Raw genomic sequence first — 1,199 nt, forward strand, 5'->3', positions numbered from 1 at the left:
AGCAAGTTCTTCAAGGAGATCACCAAGGCCTACAAGGCGGCGTTCGAGAAGGCGGCAAAGCGCGTCAAGAACAGCGATGGCAAGTCGGGCCGCGTCAAGTTCAAGGCCGAGACCGACTATTATCCGTTCCGCATGAAGGACAGCCTGCCCGTGGTGAAGCGCGCGATGGAGGCCGTGGCCGGCATCGGCGCGACACCGAACATCCGCGCCGCCAATGGCGGGCTGGATGCGAACTGGATGGTCCGCCACGGTACTCCCACCGTGACTTTTGGCGCCGGTCAGAATGAGGTGCACACGATCGACGAGTGGATCAATCTCGACGAGTACGACCGGGCGTGCGCGCTCGCGGTGCAACTCGCGACCATGCGGTAAACCTCACCGTCACAAAGGACATCACCACATGGACATCAAGGTCAGGGATTCCAACGGCGCGCTGCTCGCCGAGGGCGACAGCGTCACGCTGATCAAGGACCTCAAGCTGAAGGGCTCCTCGACGGTGCTGAAGCGCGGCACCATGATCCGGGGCATTCACCTCACCGACAATGCCGACGAGATCGAAGGCCGCACCGACAAGGTCAAGGGCCTGGTGCTGCGCACGGAGTTCCTGAAGAAGGCGTGAGGCGAAGATCCGCCTACCGCGACAGGTTGCTCAGCTTGGTCCCGATCGCGACGGTCATCAGTCCGAAGCCGGCATAGGCGAGGTATTCCGGATGGTGGCAGAAGGTCTGCGCGGTCGAGCAGACCTCGCCGGCCCATGAGGTGCCGACGGAAATCTGCGAAGCGGCTTCCCTGAACAGGAAAGCGGTACCGCCAAGCAGGATCGCCAGTAGAAAGGAAGTGACCGCCATGTTCGATTTCGTCCTGTCGTCCGCCGGAGTTGTCCGCTTTTGACGGTTAAAAGTATCTCTGGATAATTACGGGGTGTTGCGGCTGCCGCGATGCGTCCGGTCCATCGAATGAACGTGACGATGTGTGACTGCCTGTCGGGCAAATCAGTTCGGTTTATCGGAATTCGTGTCAAGCCCCTCGTGCGAAAATAATTCTGTTTACCAGAAGTCACAATCGGACTATATGTCTGGTCATCCCGTCCCACTCCGAGGGGCATTGCGCAAGGTCACCAGTGCGGGACGGGGAGGCGGTGGACGCGGATGGCGCTCCTGACCAGGGCGCCTGAAGCGGATGCGAAATCGTGCGGTCCT

General features: G+C 60.6%; 3 protein-coding genes. 2 read left to right on the plus strand and 1 reads right to left on the minus strand.

Annotated elements, in window-relative coordinates:
• Positions 1-372: M20/M25/M40 family metallo-hydrolase (locus tag Q8R73_RS15990; RefSeq protein WP_305720523.1), on the plus strand; the 372-nt coding region annotated here is incomplete at its 5' end.
• A gap of 28 nt (positions 373-400) precedes the next feature.
• The gene (locus Q8R73_RS15995) at positions 401-619 is read left to right on the plus strand and encodes an alkylphosphonate utilization protein (protein ID WP_304745129.1); all 219 of its coding nucleotides are present in this window, start codon (positions 401-403) and stop codon (positions 617-619) included.
• 13 nt (positions 620-632) lie between these two features.
• Here Q8R73_RS15995 and Q8R73_RS16000 read toward each other — a convergent pair whose 3' ends face one another.
• Entirely contained in the window at positions 633-848 is a 216-nt protein-coding gene (locus Q8R73_RS16000) for a hypothetical protein (protein WP_305720524.1), read from the minus strand.
• Positions 849-1,199 lie beyond the last annotated feature (351 nt).

Source organism: Bradyrhizobium sp., assembly GCF_030697065.1.
GTDB lineage: Bacteria > Pseudomonadota > Alphaproteobacteria > Rhizobiales > Xanthobacteraceae > Bradyrhizobium.

Excerpts from the sequence above, each read along its gene's own strand:
- Q8R73_RS16000 (WP_305720524.1), bottom strand. The coding sequence starts at position 848 with ATGGCGGTCACTTCCTTTCTACTGGCGATCCTGCTTGGCGGTACCGCT.
- Q8R73_RS15995 (WP_304745129.1), top strand. The coding sequence starts at position 401 with ATGGACATCAAGGTCAGGGATTCCAACGGCGCGCTGCTCGCCGAGGGC.